We start from the raw sequence: 12,559 nt of genomic DNA, 5'->3' as shown, positions 1-12,559 counted from the left end.
CTACAGCCGTGAAGCCGGAAGAGTTATCCACAGCTGGCCTCCAGGACGATCCGCCCACTGGAGCAAGGAGCGCCGTCATTGAGGTAGGCGAAATACAGTTTCTGGCGCTGGGCATCGAAGCGCAGGTTCAACTGGATACGATCACCGGGGCGCACCAGTTGCTGGAACTTCAGCACTTCCATGCCGGTGAAGCGTCCCGGCAGTGCCAGCAGTTGCTGGCCCAGGGCCAGGGCCCAATCCACTTGCACCACCCCTGGCAGCACCGGGGTCTGCGGGAAGTGCCCGCTGAAATACGCCAGGTCCGGCGGGATCGCCAATTGCAGTTGCCACTCGTCCTCGTGCTGCACCTGCTCCAGCACTTCCGGGGCCTGCGGGCGTGGCGCCAGCAGCAGGGCCTGCACCTGCGCCTGGGGCAACTTGCCCTGGCTGTTCAGCGGCAGTTGCCGCACCAGGCGCCAGCGTCGCGGCAGGGCCAAGGCCTCGCAGTGCCGGGACAGGTGCTGGCGCAGGGTCTGGGTCAGGTGGCGCCGGCCCTGGTTGCGCAGGGCGTGCAGGCCGGGTTCGCTGAGCACCAGCAGGGCGCCGAGGTAGGCGCGGTTGTCTTCGATCACCCCGAGCCGGGCTTCCGCCACCCACTCATGGCTGGCCAGGGCCTGTTCCAGCATGGGCAGGGAGATGCGTTTTTCTTCCAGCTTGACGATGCGGTCCAGGCGCCCCAGCAATTCGAAGCGCCCGTCTTCGGCGATCCGCGCGGCATCGGCCGTGTGTTCGACATGCCCGGCCGGCAGGTAGGGCGAGGCGATCAGCAGCGCGCCGTCGGGGTCCTGGCTCAGGCGCACGTCAGCGAAGGGCTGCCACAGGGCCTGGCCCTGACGCCAGGCAATGCCACCGGTTTCCGAGCTGCCGAGGATCTCCGTTGGCCATTGCCGCAGGCGTTGTTGCAGGCTGCTGGCGGCGTCGGCGGGCAAGGCGCCGCCGGAGGAAAATACCCGCCGTACCTGGCTCAGGGCTGGCCAGTCGAGGTTGTCGCCCATGCGCTTGAGCAGCGCGGGGCTGGCCACCCAGGCGAATGCCGGGCATTCGCGGCTGGCCCGTTGCAGGTCTTCGGGAAAGGGCAGTTGGCGGCGCACGAAGGGGCGCCCGGCACACAGCGGCCAGAGTACGCGGAACAGCAAGCCGTAGATGTGCTGGGTGGCGACGCTGCCGATGATCCAGGCCTGGCCCAGGTCAGCGCCCCACAGCTGTTCCAGGGCGCTGACTTCGTTGGCCAGTTGCCGCAGGTTCTTTTCGATGCGCTTGGGTTCGCCGCTGGAGCCCGAGGTGCACAGGCTCAACTGGCAGCTGTCCAGGTCCAGTTCGGCCGGTGCCAGGGGCTGGGCCTGCAACTGTTGCAGGGGCGTGTCCTGATCGGTCAGCCACAGGTCGACTTCGCTCGACCAGCGCTGGCGGGTCTGGGCTTGCAGGTCGGCGGGCAGCAGCACGCTGACCCCGGCGCGCCAGGCGCCGAGCAGCGCCACCGCCAGTTCCACGGCATCTTCCAGGTGCACCGCCAGGCGCCGCACGCCACGGGCTTGCAGGGCGGCGGCCAGGCTCAGGGCCTGCGCCTGCAGGGGCTCCAGGTCGATGGCCGGCGCGGCGCTGACGGCCCGCGGTGTGTGTGTCTTGAGCAACAGCCGCTCAAGGGGAATCCAGTTCATCTACGGCCTCTTACCCGTTGTCGTAACAGCCATTCAATGGCAAACAGCAGGCCCATCAGCCCGTAGGCGATCAGGCCGTTGTACAACGTCCACCAGCTCAGCGGCGCCCACAGGGTCAGGGCCGCGGCGAGCACTCCGTTACAGAGGAAAAACACGCTCCAGGCGATGGTCACCTGACGCGTATAACGTATGGCTTTTTCCGGCAGGTCCGGCTCGCCAAGGCGCGCCAGGCGTTCCGCCACCGGTGGGCCATATTTCAGGCTCAGGCCGAACAGGCCGAGCATGAAGCTGCTGATCAGCACCGGGTACCAGCGCAGCAGCGCCGGGTTGTCGAACCAGGCCAGCAGCAGGCAGAAGGCGATCGCCGCAACGGCCATCCACAGGCTGCCGGGGCGGCGTTCGCCGGTCAGCGCCCGGGCCAGCCACAGGCCGCCCAGCAGCAGGCCGAACTGCCACGGAGCGAAGTGCTCCATGCCGAAGTACACCGCGAAGGGGTAAAGCAGGCCGGCCAGCAACAAGCCCAGGCCGATCAGCCGGCTCATGCGGCCGGCTGGACCAGACGGTAGACCGCCTCGACCACGTCGTTGACGGTGCGCACCGACTTGAATTCCTCGGCGGCGATTTTCTTGCCGGTCTGACGCTTGATGTGGTCGATCAGGTCGACCGCGTCGATGCTGTCGATTTCCAGGTCCTGGTACAGGTTGGATTCGAGGCTGATGCGCTCGGGCTCCAGTTCGAAGAGTTCGACCAGGGCATCGCGCAGGGTGTTGAAGATGTCGTCACGGGTTTGCATGGTCGGTTCTCAAGCTGCCTGTTTTGCAGTGACGAACGCCGCAAGGCTCGCCACGTTACTGAAGTGGTTGCGGGTGTCCTTGGCGTCGGCATCGATCTTGATGCCGTACTTTTTCTGGATCGCCAGGCCCAGTTCCAGGGCGTCCACCGAGTCCAGGCCGAGGCCTTCGCCGAACAGCGTCTGATCGTTGCCGATGTCCTGGGCGCTGATGTCTTCGAGGCCCAGGGCGTCGATGATCAGCAGTTTGATTTCAAGCATCAGGTCCGGGTGTGTATCGCTCATCTCTGGCGAGCTCCTTAATGAAAAAATGGTGCAAGTGCTCATTGAGCTTGCGCGAAGCCTGGGGCGCCGGGCCTTGGGCTGCAAAGGTCTGTGGGTCTATATCGGCACCGACGTGAAAACTGAAGTGCACACGGCGTGGCGGGATGCGGTACCAGGGCTCGGCCTTGGTCAGGGTGCTGGGGCTGACCCGGATCACCACCGGGGTAATGATTTTCGCACCCCGCAGGGCGATGGCCGCGGCTCCCCGATGAAAGGCCGGGGCGCTGCCGGGCTGGGTCCGGGTGCCTTCGGGAAAGACGATCAGGGTCTGGCCTTCCCGCAGTGCCCCGGAGGCCGCATCGAGCATGTCCAGGCTGCCGTCGTTGCTGATGTACTGGGTGGCGCGCACCGGCCCGCGGGTAAAGGGGTTGCTCCACAGGCTCTGTTTCACCACGCAGTTGGCGTCGCGCACCAGGCCGATGAGGAACACCACGTCGATCAGCGACGGGTGGTTGGCGATGATCATCTGCCCCGGTCGCCCGAGCCGCTCGGCGCCTTGCACCTCATAGGTGAGCACGCCACTCCTGGCCATGAAGCGGATAAACAGCCAGAACAGCCGGCTGACGGTGTTGCGCGCCCGCTGGCGGTGGTTGTGGGCATCGCCGGGCAGGCAGGCAAGCAGCGGGAAAATCACCAGGCGCAGGCACAAACCACCTATTCCGAACAGTGCAAAGCTCAGCGCGGTGGCCATCAGGCGCCAGTAGTAGGCATTGCGGCCCTTGGCACTCAGCGGTTGCGTTGCCAGGTCCATACACGATTCATCCAGGCATGTTGGCAAAAGGTCTGCGCGCCCAGCAGGGTGCGCAACAGGTTCAGGGCATGGGGCCATTGGGCCTTGGGCGTTTGACCGTCGTCGCTGCCCAACGACAGCTGCCAGTCGTCGCCCGGAGTCAGCAGCAGGCCCAGGGCGTAGGGGAACGGCACGTCGTCGATCCAGCTGGCATAGGCTTCGGGCGGCTGCTCCTCGGTGATCACCAGCAGCACATGGGGCGCGCCGTCGGCCAGCAGGGTGGCGGCTTCCAGCAGGCCGTGTTCCAGGCCATCACCGGCGGCGGCCAGGGCGGTCATCTCGCTGGTTTCGCCGCGCATGATCGACCACAGGCCGATCACCGCGTTGTGCACCGACAGGCTGAACTGGGTGGGCGACAGCGGCTGCTCGGCGGCCAGGTCGCTGAGGATCTCGAAGGTGCGCGGGGTTTCGCCATGCCGGGAGATGAACACCAGTGGCAGCTGTTCCAGGCCCTCGGCCAGGGGCCAGCCGACGCTGAAGGCCATGCGCGCCAGGCGACTGAGGCGGCGCCGTTGCATGGCAGGGAGAAAGGACACATCGGGAGCGGCATCGCTGTTTTCAGGCAGGGCCGGCTGATGGCTCCAGGCCTGCCAGGCGTCCACGCTTTCGAGCCCAGGGGCCCACGCACGCCATTGAGCGATGTTGAACTTGATCACTTGATTTCATCCCGCCCCTGCGGGCTTCCTTGACGCGGTGTATCGCTTCGAACGGCGATTGACCTGAATGACGCGAAGGCGTCAGTGGCGCGCATTATCCCGGTGCGACTGGCTTGTAGCAAATGCTGCTTGGTCTGTTGGTCGTAAAAGCGACGAATCTGAGGTGGCGAAAGGTGTCTATTTGCCACTATCGATGCTTGCTCCGAGCGCCATCCCCCCTCGCCAGGCCTTTGCCTGGCCCGGGCCAGAGGCGCCGGGGCTGTGCAAACTCTTGCGCTGTCGAGGTAGCTAAGGGGTGAGGTGGCCTACTACACTCGGTGATCTTTGATACAGGGAGGTCTAGACATGCGGCGTGTGGTGTTCAATCAGAAAGGTGGCGTGGGCAAATCCAGTATTGCCTGCAATCTGGCGGCGGTCAGCGCCAGCGAGGGCTATCGCACCTTGCTGGTGGACCTGGATGCCCAGGCCAACTCGACCCAGTACCTCACCGGCCTGACCGGCGAGGACATTCCCATGGGCATTGCCGATTTCTTCAAGCAGACCCTGTCGTCCGGGCCGTTCGCCAAGAAGAACCAGGTGGATATCTACGAAACGCCTTTCGACAACCTGCACGTGGTCACGGCCACCGCCGAACTGGCGGACCTGCAGCCCAAGCTTGAGGCCAAGCACAAGATCAACAAGCTGCGCAAATTGCTGGACGAACTGGCCGAGGATTACGACCGGATCTACCTGGATACCCCGCCGGCCCTGAATTTTTACGCGGTATCGGCACTGATCGCCGCCGATCGCGTGCTGATCCCCTTCGACTGCGACAGTTTTTCCCGCCAGGCGCTGTACGGCCTGCTGGCAGAGATCGAAGAGTTGAAGGAAGACCACAACGAGGGCCTGGAGGTCGAGGGCATCGTGGTCAACCAGTTCCAGGCCCGGGCCAGCCTGCCGCAGCAGATGCTCGATGAGTTGATCAGCGAAGGTCTGCCGGTGCTGCCGGTGTACCTGGGCAGTTCGGTGCGCATGCGTGAATCGCACCAGGCCAGCATGCCGTTGATCCATCTCGACCCACGGCACAAGCTGACCCAGCAGTTCGTCGACCTGCACAACCTGCTGGAAAACGCCTGACCCTCAAGTGGTCGTGAGCGCAGGGCGTGTCCTGCGGCTCATGGCGTCACGTTAAATCCCCTGGCTGCGCAACCAGCCCATGAGTTGTGGCAAAGGCAAGGCGCCGCTTTGCCGAGCCACTTCGCGGCCGTTCTTGAACAGGATCAGGCTGGGAATCGAGCGAATGCCCAATTGTCCCGACAACTGCGGGTTGGCTTCGCTGTCGAGCTTGGCCAGCCGGCATTGGCCGCGCAGTTGCGTGGCGGCTTGCGCAAAGATCGGCGCAAAGGATTTGCACGGCCCGCACCAGTCGGCCCACACGTCCACCAGCAACGGCAGGTCGCCCTTGATCTGGCTGGCGTAGTCGCCTTGTTTCAAGTCGAAAGGCTTGTTCAGCAAGACCTCGGCCTTGCAGCGTCCGCACTTGGGCTGATCGCCCAGGCGTTCGCCGGGGATGCGGTTGAGGCCGTTGCAGTGCGGGCAGGGAATCAGCAGTGGCTCGGACATGATGGGCTCCGCAAATAGGTAGAGCGCCCTAGATGGCGGCGCCAGGGCTGAATATCAAGTTGGCGCCCGCCGGGCAGGTGTTGCCATGGCTTCACGGGCTGGGCGAGGCCAGTTCGACGCTGACCAGACGGTCCATGGAGCGGCCGATGTAAAAGGTAAAGGGCCGGCCCAGGGTCTGCATCTTCTGCTCGCACAGCGCTTGCAGCTCGTCCTTGCGGGTGTCGAAGGGCAGGGCCGAGGTCAGGGTCTGGACACCGATGGAGCCGATGACGATGGCGAATTCGTCGAGGGGCACGGGGGCGGGCCGGGTGATCTTCGAGCTGGATGGCCAGGCCTGGACGGTTTTCTGTTGCAGGAGCCGGTTCAGGTCCGGGTCATCGAAATGCACCTTGAGTGGCACCTTGGCAATGCTGCCGCTGCGGGTCAGCAAGGAGATCAGGCCGCGCTCGCTGTTGTCCTGTTCAAGGGCTTCGTAGGCGATCAGTTTCAAGGGCATGGGCAGCGTCAGGCGCGCGGTGATCTTGCAGCTGACCGGGCCTTGGATTTCGCTCGCGTTGACGATGGCCTGCATGCTGTCTTCGTAGCTGCGGTCCAGCAGCATGCCGAACTGCGGCTCGAACGCCAGGTTGGCGTCGATGCGCTCCGGCAAGTCGCTGGTGCCGGACGGGGTGACCTTGGCATGGGCGTTGTCCAGCTCCAGGCGCAGGTTCATCGAGCTGGCCTTGCGCGCCTCGGTGACCTGCTCGAAGAGCGCCTTGAGGCGGCCCCGTTGTTCCGGGCTCAGGGAGTAGTCCACCAGGCGCAGGTGGATCACCTTGTCATCCTCCTTGTCGCGTTCCAGGGCGATGGCATCCGGGTCCAGGCCCTGGGCGTCGAGCGCGCTGTAGATGCTCTGCTTGTACGCTTCGTGCACCAATTGGTCGGAGTATTGCGGGCCGGCCTTGGGGTCGGAACGCACCGACTCCTGGAAGTGCAGGGTGGCGAAATCTTCCTTGCACCCGGTCAGGGCGATCAGCAGCGGCAACAGCAGTAGGTAGCGAGGTTTCATGGCGGACTCGTGCAGGGCGTCGATGGGGGACAGGGCTCGTGGCATGGGCGAGCGGTGAAGGTGGCAGTCAGGCCGCCGGTGCGTCACAGGGCCAGGCGATGCCCGTTGAGGCCGATGACCACGGTGAACTTCTTGGCGATCACCACTTCGGCCTGGTTGCTGTCGGCCAGGAAGCTGTCCATCGGGTAGGGGAATTCCACGGGAGTACCGGCGATCGACACGTGTTTTATCGACTGGGCCTGCAGGTTCATGCAGTACTTGGCGCGGCGGCTCAGGTAGATGATGGCCGACACCAGGGTTATCACGCCGAAAACCAGGGTGGCCAGGGTGAGGAACAGGTTCATGCGCATCCTTGCAGGTACTGGAAATCAGGGGCGCGCATTATCCGCATCCGCTGCGGACGGGTCCATGCGCAATCTTGTGTTTGGCGCTTTTCTGCACGACGGCCGAGGCGCTGGCCCTGGCACTCGATGAGCTGTTGGACATCATGGGTGAAGACGAATCGCACCCACTGGCTTCGCTGGTGGACATCATGGGTGACTGGATCGAGGCCTACGACGAAGAGCACCATCCGATGCCGGCGGTCAGCGCAGTGGAGGTTCTACGCTCGTTGATGCGTGAACATGGCCTGACTCAAAGCGACCTGCCCGGGGTGGGCGCGCAATCGGTGGTGTCGGAAGTGCTCAGTGGCAAGCGCCAGCTCAACCTGCGGCAGATCCGCTGGCTGGCCGAGCGCTTCAAGTTGTCGATGGAGACCTTCGCCTGACTCAGGACGAGCAGCTGATTTCCAGGTGCTTGCCCCACTCTGGCGGACGTTCGGCATACCCTTGCATGCCCTCTTGCTCTTCAAAAGGCCGGCTCAGTACCTGGTGCAGGCGCCGCACTTCTGAGTAATCCCCCGCCTCTGCGGCGTCGATGGCTTTCTGCGCCAGATAGTTGCGCAGGATGTACAGCGGATTGACCGCGTGCATGCGTTCCCGGCGCAGGTCCTGGCCCTGGATCGGATCGCGGGCGACCCGTTCCCGGTATTGCCCAGCCCAGGCATCGAAGCCGTCGCGGTCGATGAAATCGTCCCGCAGCCGGGCCAGCGCCTGTTCCGGCGCCTCGTCCCCCAGGCGGCGGAAGAACAGGCTGTAGTCCACGCCGCTGTTCTGCATCAGTTGCAGCAGGCGTTCCACCAGCTTCTGATCGTCGTCCTCGGCCTGGGTGAAGCCCAGGCGCCGGCGCATCAGGTCCAGGTAGTGGGCCTGATACAGCGGCAGGAACAGGCCGAGGCTTTCCCGTAGCGCCTCGACGCTGATGAACGGGGTCAGGGCCTGGGCCAGGGCGCTGAGGTTCCACTGGCCGATGGGCACCTGATTGCTGAAGGAATAGCGGCCCTGGTCATCGGAGTGGTTGCAGATGAAGTGGGCGTCGAAATCATCGAGGAAGGCGAACGGGCCGAAGTCGAAGGTGATGCCCAGGATCGACATGTTGTCGGTGTTCATCACCCCGTGGCAGAAGCCGTAGGCCTGCCATTTGGCGATCAGCTCGGCATTGCGCTCGACGATCTCGCGAAACATCGCCAGGTAGGGTTCCGGCTGCTCCAGGCATTCGGGGAAATGCAGGGCCAGCACATGCTCCCCCAGCTGCTTCTGCTGCTCGGGTTTCCTGGTGTAGTAGAAGTATTCGAAGTGGCCGAAGCGGACATGGCTCGGCGCTAGGCGCAGGACCATCGCCCCGCGCTCCTGCTTCTCGCGCCACACCGGGGTGTCCGAACCGATCACGCACAGCGCGCGGCTGCTGGGAATGCCCAGGGCATGCAGGGCTTCGGAGGCGAGGAATTCACGGATCGACGAGCGCAGTACCGCGCGGCCATCACCCATGCGGGAGTAAGGGGTCTGCCCGGCGCCTTTCAAGTGCAGGTCCCAGTGTTCCCCCGCCTGGTTGTAGACCTCGCCCAGCAGCAGGCCGCGACCGTCCCCCAGTTGCGGGTTGTAGGAGCCGAACTGATGCCCGGAATAGACCATGGCCCGGGGTTCGGCTTCGGCCCATAGCTTGTGCCCGCCGAACAGTTCGGCGAACACCGGGCTTTCGGCCACGGCCGGGTCCAGGTCCAGCAACGCCATGGCGGCGGGGCTGGCCGCCACCAGCCGCGGGTTGTCCAGGGGTTCGGGCAGTACGTGGGTCGAGAAGGCATCGCCCAGGCGAGCGAAGCGGTTGTCGAAGGTCAGTTCGTCGAGGGCTTTCAACGGCCATCTCCCAGCAGAATGTCCGAGCATTCTGCTAGGGATAGAGGCCTTAGTCGAGTTTGCCGGGCGGCGGTTCCTGCAGCGGCTTGCCCTCGGCCACCGGGACTATGGTCTTGGTCTCGGGTTCGATGGGCACCATCTTGTATTCCTGGCCGTGGAGGTTCTTCAGGTAGACCTCCATCTGCCGGAACGAGATGTTGATGTGCTGCTTCTTGAATTCGCGGTTGATGAAGCGGTTGACCTCGTCGACCACCGGGTTGCGGTCCCCCAGCTCACGCACGTGCATGCGCAGTTCATGGTCCAGGGTGCTTTCACCGAAGTTCAGGAAGTACACATGGGGCTCCGGTTCCTTGAGCACCCGCGGGTTCTCCCGGGCGGCCTTGAGCAGCAGCTCTTTCACCAGGTCCAGGTCCGAGCCGTAGTCGACGCCGAGCTTGAGGGTCACCCGGGTGATGGTGTCGGTCAGCGACCAGTTGATCAGTTGCCCGGTGATGAAGGTCTGGTTGGGGACGATGATGTCCTTGCGGTCGAAGTCGGTGATGGTGGTGGCGCGGATGCGGATCTTGCTCACCGTGCCCGACAGGTTGCCGATGGTGATGGTGTCGCCGATCCGTACCGGGCGCTCGAACAGGATGATGATGCCGGAGATGAAGTTGGCGAAGATCGCCTGCATGCCGAAGCCCAGGCCCACCGACAAGGCCGCTACCAGCCACTGCAACTTGTCCCAGCTGACCCCGAGGGTCGAAAGCGTGGCGACGAAACCGATCCCGGCAATGGCATAGGACAGCAGGGTGGTGGTGGCGTAGGCGCTGCCCTGGGCCAGGTCCAGTTTGGACAGCACCAGGACCTCGAGCAGGCCCGGCAGGTTGCGCGCCAGGGCGAAGGTGATGCCGACGATGATCAGCGCCCCGAGCACGTCGCCGATGCTGATGGGCACCATGCTCATGTTGGCGCCGGTGCCGCTGGTGTATTCGTAGAGGGTGACGTTGTCTAGGTAGGAGAAGACCGTGATCAGGTCCGCCCAGACCCAGTACAGCGCCGCCATGAAACCGCCCAGCAGGGCCAGGCGGATCAGGCGCAGGGACTGTTCGTTGACTTTCTCGATATCCAGGGTTGGCTCTTCCACCACCGACTCGCCGCTTTCCCCGGCTTCCTTGGCTGCCTGGCGCTTGCTCAGGGCCCGCTGATAGGCCAGGCGCCGCGCGGCGACACTCAGGCCACGAACGAAGGTGGCCTCGATCACCAGCCAGAACATCAGCAGGTACAGGGTGTTGATCAGCCGGTCGCTGAGTTTCAGGGCGGTGTAGTAGTAGCCGAAGCACACGGCGATGAACAAGGCGATCGGCAACAGGGTGAACAGCACGCCCATGACCTTGCGAAACAGCGCGGTGTTCTGGTGCGTCGGGCTGCTCAGCAGCAGGCGGCTCAGCAGCCAGGCCATCAGCGCGTAGCAGGTCAGCACCACGGCGATGCCCAGCACGTCATCGGCCAGGGCCGCCGGTTGATGTTCGGCCACCGCGACCACCGCCACCAGGGCCAGCACGACCAGGCCCAGGCGCCGGACCCAGCCCTGGAGGAATTCCACCTGGGGTTTTTCCCAGCGGAAATGCAGCTCGGCCACGCCACCGGGGGCGAGGATCCGATAGGCGGTGTAGAACACCAGCCAGGCCTGGGCGATCTGCAACAGCGCCGCGCCGAGGTTGGCGTTCTGTCCGCGGGCGTCGATCTGCAGGGCATAACCGCACAAGGCCAGGGCCAGGGTGACCGGCATCGCCAGGAGAATGTTCACCAGGATCGCCAGCGGCGTGTGCCACTGGCTGTCGCGTTTGAAGTGGCCGATGTCCTTGTGCACCTTGTTCAGGCGCGCATACAGGGCCTTGCGCCGCCACAGCAGGGCGCCGATCAGCAGCGCCAGGGGCAGGAACAGCAGCGGTCGCTGGGCCAGGCCGTCGGTCAGTTCGCTGAGGCTTGAAGCCCAGGGCAGCGTCGTGACCTGGCGTTCCAGGCGCTGGGGCACGCTTTGCAGCCATTCGGCATCCAGCGGCTTGTTGCTGGGGATCCAGAACATCTGCTCGTCGAGGGTCGCCCGCAAGCTCTGGGAAGTGCTGAGCAACTGCTTCTGGTTCAGTTGCAGGGTGATGGATTCATTGAGCAGCGCGCTCAGTTCGCGGTTCAGCCGCTCCAGCAGGTCGGCGCGGGTGATGGCCAGGTCGATCAGGGTCCGGCGCAATTGTGGCGTGACCTGCTCCGGGGGCTGGGTCTTGAGCAGGTTGTCGACGTAGCTGCTGGGGCTGCCCAGCAGTTCGCGCTGCTGGTTGACCTCGAACTGGTACAGGCGGATATCGGCGATTTCGTCCGCCAGGTCGCGGTCGAGTTTGAGGCGGGGCAGGGCCTGCTTCTGTTTATAGAGAATCTTCGACAGCAACAGGCTGCCCTTGAGCACGTTGATCTGCTCGTCCAGGGCGGCGTCGCTCTGGGTCACGCTGTCCAGCTGCTGCTTGGTCAGCAGGTTCTGCTGGGTCAATTCGTTGAGGCGGTCGGTGCTTTTGAGCAGGTAGTCGGAGAGCTTGAGATTGGTGGCGCTCTCGGTGGCCAGCAGGCTGCTGCTCCCGGCTTTCTGCGCTTCGATGGACTGCTGGGTCACGGTTTCCTGGGACTGGGCCAGGCGCTTCTGGTTGATCAGGGTCTGCAGGTCCTGGATTTCCTGTTCCAGGCGCGCGGTCTTTTCCATCAGCAGGTCATGCTGGCTGCTGCCCAGGTCCTGCAACTGGCTGTTGCCGGCCAGTTCCTGGCGGCGCAGGGGGATCAGGGCGTTGATCGCCGCCAGTTCGGCGTTGAGCAGGTTGCGCTGGTCAGTGCTGAGCAGCTTGCCGCTGTCCTTGCCGGATTTGAGCGCGGCATTGATCTGCAGGATGCGTGTCTGGCTGCTGCTGATTTCGGCCTGGGCGCGCTCGGGGCGAGTCTGGGCGGTGATGTTCAGGGTGTTGGCGTCTGCCAGGGCCTTTTGCAGGTCGCCCTGCAGGTTGGTGCGTTCGGTCAGCAGCTGTTCGAGCTGCGATACCGGCAGCGAGCCGTAACGCTGGGTCACCGGGACCACTTTGCTGGCTTTCAGGCGGGCCAATTCGCGCTGGTTTTCCGCGGTCTGGCGTGGCGCGTTGCTCAATTGCTGCTTGAGGTCGCTCAGGCGCTGCTCGTAGCCCTGCTTGTTGGCCAGCTGGTTCAGGGTGTTCTGCAGCAGGGTCTGCAGGGCCTTCTGATCGGCTTCCGGCAATTTGCGCTCGGCGATCCTGTCCAGGCTCTGCTGGACCGATTCGGCGCTGGGAGGATCGCCGCCCTGTGCGGCGCCGACAGAGAGGCTCAGGCCCAGCAGGGCAACAGCGAAAAGTTTACGCAGGGTAGGCATAGAAGTCGGTCGAGCACG

The 12,559-nt window shown here is 64.4% G+C and carries 13 protein-coding genes; 2 read left to right on the top strand and 11 right to left on the bottom strand.

The window, feature by feature from the left end:
* Window positions 1-23 precede the first annotated feature (23 nt).
* The 6 genes from LXM55_RS18425 to LXM55_RS18400 are packed head-to-tail and all read right to left on the bottom strand — an operon-like array spanning window position 24 to window position 4,257.
* Complete coding sequence (locus LXM55_RS18425) at window positions 24-1,697, bottom strand: acyl-CoA synthetase family protein (protein ID WP_233321678.1); 1,674 nt, start codon at window positions 1,695-1,697, stop codon at window positions 24-26.
* Window positions 1,694-2,239, bottom strand: coding sequence for a hypothetical protein (locus LXM55_RS18420; RefSeq protein WP_233321677.1), 546 nt, complete (start codon window positions 2,237-2,239; stop codon window positions 1,694-1,696). The genes LXM55_RS18425 and LXM55_RS18420 overlap by 4 nt, the downstream gene beginning before the upstream one ends.
* On the bottom strand, window positions 2,236-2,490 hold the full coding sequence (locus tag LXM55_RS18415; protein WP_233321674.1) for an acyl carrier protein: 255 nt from the start codon (window positions 2,488-2,490) through the stop codon (window positions 2,236-2,238). Before LXM55_RS18415 ends, LXM55_RS18420 begins: the two co-directional genes overlap by 4 nt.
* A gap of 9 nt (window positions 2,491-2,499) precedes the next feature.
* On the bottom strand, window positions 2,500-2,772 hold the full coding sequence (locus tag LXM55_RS18410) for a phosphopantetheine-binding protein (protein ID WP_011058851.1): 273 nt from the start codon (window positions 2,770-2,772) through the stop codon (window positions 2,500-2,502).
* On the bottom strand, window positions 2,741-3,562 hold the full coding sequence (locus LXM55_RS18405) for a lysophospholipid acyltransferase family protein (protein ID WP_233321673.1): 822 nt from the start codon (window positions 3,560-3,562) through the stop codon (window positions 2,741-2,743). Before LXM55_RS18405 ends, LXM55_RS18410 begins: the two co-directional genes overlap by 32 nt.
* Window positions 3,538-4,257, bottom strand: coding sequence for a beta-ketoacyl synthase chain length factor (locus tag LXM55_RS18400; RefSeq protein WP_233321672.1), 720 nt, complete (start codon window positions 4,255-4,257; stop codon window positions 3,538-3,540). Before LXM55_RS18400 ends, LXM55_RS18405 begins: the two co-directional genes overlap by 25 nt.
* 345 nt (window positions 4,258-4,602) lie before the next feature.
* On the opposite strand from LXM55_RS18400, the gene LXM55_RS18395 reads away from it, so the two are divergent.
* The gene (locus LXM55_RS18395) at window positions 4,603-5,373 is read left to right on the top strand and encodes a ParA family protein (protein ID WP_060842278.1); all 771 of its coding nucleotides are present in this window, start codon (window positions 4,603-4,605) and stop codon (window positions 5,371-5,373) included.
* A 51-nt stretch (window positions 5,374-5,424) separates the two neighbouring features.
* On the opposite strand, the gene trxC is transcribed toward LXM55_RS18395, so the two are convergent.
* The 3 genes from trxC to LXM55_RS18380 all read right to left on the bottom strand — a co-directional run bounded on the left by trxC (window position 5,425) and on the right by LXM55_RS18380 (window position 7,251).
* Window positions 5,425-5,859, bottom strand: coding sequence for a thioredoxin TrxC (gene trxC / locus LXM55_RS18390; RefSeq protein WP_233321671.1), 435 nt, complete (start codon window positions 5,857-5,859; stop codon window positions 5,425-5,427).
* Window positions 5,860-5,950: 91 nt separating this feature from the next.
* The gene (locus LXM55_RS18385) at window positions 5,951-6,907 is read right to left on the bottom strand and encodes a hypothetical protein (RefSeq protein ID WP_233321670.1); all 957 of its coding nucleotides are present in this window, start codon (window positions 6,905-6,907) and stop codon (window positions 5,951-5,953) included.
* An 83-nt stretch (window positions 6,908-6,990) separates the two neighbouring features.
* Entirely contained in the window at window positions 6,991-7,251 is a 261-nt protein-coding gene (locus LXM55_RS18380) for a hypothetical protein (protein WP_233321669.1), read from the bottom strand.
* Between the two features lie 74 nt (window positions 7,252-7,325).
* Here LXM55_RS18380 and LXM55_RS18375 point away from each other — a divergent pair, with 74 nt between their 5' ends.
* On the top strand, window positions 7,326-7,673 hold the full coding sequence (locus tag LXM55_RS18375; protein ID WP_233321668.1) for a helix-turn-helix domain-containing protein: 348 nt from the start codon (window positions 7,326-7,328) through the stop codon (window positions 7,671-7,673).
* Between the two features lies 1 nt (window position 7,674).
* Here the strand turns inward: LXM55_RS18375 and selO are convergent, their stop codons facing one another.
* Together selO and mscK are read right to left on the bottom strand one after the other, a co-directional pair.
* Complete coding sequence (selO, locus tag LXM55_RS18370; protein WP_233321667.1) at window positions 7,675-9,138, bottom strand: protein adenylyltransferase SelO; 1,464 nt, start codon at window positions 9,136-9,138, stop codon at window positions 7,675-7,677.
* Window positions 9,139-9,187: 49 nt separating this feature from the next.
* Entirely contained in the window at window positions 9,188-12,541 is a 3,354-nt protein-coding gene (gene mscK, locus LXM55_RS18365) for a mechanosensitive channel MscK (protein ID WP_233321666.1), read from the bottom strand.
* Between the last annotated feature and the right edge of the window lie 18 nt (window positions 12,542-12,559).

This window comes from Pseudomonas sp. Au-Pse12 (assembly GCF_021341665.1).
Lineage (GTDB): Bacteria > Pseudomonadota > Gammaproteobacteria > Pseudomonadales > Pseudomonadaceae > Aquipseudomonas.
The sequence above is the reverse complement of the archived record's forward strand: the minus strand, read 5'-3'. Positions and strand labels throughout refer to the sequence as shown.

Coding starts and splice junctions, on each gene's coding strand:
- LXM55_RS18425 (WP_233321678.1), bottom strand. CDS start 1,697: ATGAACTGGATTCCCCTTGAGCGGCTGTTGCTCAAGACACACACACCG.
- LXM55_RS18420 (WP_233321677.1), bottom strand. CDS start 2,239: ATGAGCCGGCTGATCGGCCTGGGCTTGTTGCTGGCCGGCCTGCTTTAC.
- LXM55_RS18415 (WP_233321674.1), bottom strand. CDS start 2,490: ATGCAAACCCGTGACGACATCTTCAACACCCTGCGCGATGCCCTGGTC.
- LXM55_RS18410 (WP_011058851.1), bottom strand. CDS start 2,772: ATGAGCGATACACACCCGGACCTGATGCTTGAAATCAAACTGCTGATC.
- LXM55_RS18405 (WP_233321673.1), bottom strand. CDS start 3,562: ATGGACCTGGCAACGCAACCGCTGAGTGCCAAGGGCCGCAATGCCTAC.
- LXM55_RS18395 (WP_060842278.1), top strand. CDS start 4,603: ATGCGGCGTGTGGTGTTCAATCAGAAAGGTGGCGTGGGCAAATCCAGT.
- trxC (WP_233321671.1), bottom strand. CDS start 5,859: ATGTCCGAGCCACTGCTGATTCCCTGCCCGCACTGCAACGGCCTCAAC.
- LXM55_RS18385 (WP_233321670.1), bottom strand. CDS start 6,907: ATGAAACCTCGCTACCTACTGCTGTTGCCGCTGCTGATCGCCCTGACC.
- LXM55_RS18380 (WP_233321669.1), bottom strand. CDS start 7,251: ATGAACCTGTTCCTCACCCTGGCCACCCTGGTTTTCGGCGTGATAACC.
- mscK (WP_233321666.1), bottom strand. CDS start 12,541: ATGCCTACCCTGCGTAAACTTTTCGCTGTTGCCCTGCTGGGCCTGAGC.